This is a genomic window from Paenibacillus sinensis, assembly GCF_019904155.1.
Lineage (GTDB): Bacteria > Bacillota > Bacilli > Paenibacillales > Paenibacillaceae > Paenibacillus_AQ > Paenibacillus_AQ sinensis.
The window spans coordinates 1-261 of sequence record NZ_JAHCMB010000089.1 but is presented as its reverse complement, the minus strand read 5'-3'; the positions used below and the strand labels follow the sequence as shown (position 1 = coordinate 261).

The window sequence follows — 261 nt, the reverse complement described above, 5'->3', positions numbered from 1 at the left end:
TGTTTAATGCGGAAACTACTCTTTACAAAACAAAGGATGGCGGATTGACTTGGGAAAAAATTAGCGATTCATTATCTGGTGACTTACCTAGCGAATCAATTTCCGGCATGCTTTTCACTTCATCCGATAAAGGATGGATAACTGTAAATAGCCCGCGAGAAGGGGAAATTGGATTACATCGAACCGATAATGGCGGGAATAATTGGAAAAACCTTAATTTAACAGGTGAAGCCAATTCCACTTATACTGTCGAATTGCCGG

Annotated in this window: 1 protein-coding gene; it reads left to right on the top strand. The window is 40.2% G+C overall.

What is annotated here, in order from left to right; genetic code table 11:
• On the top strand, window positions 1–261 hold a 261-nt coding region (locus tag KIH86_RS10580; RefSeq protein WP_407672263.1), incomplete at both ends, for a WD40/YVTN/BNR-like repeat-containing protein.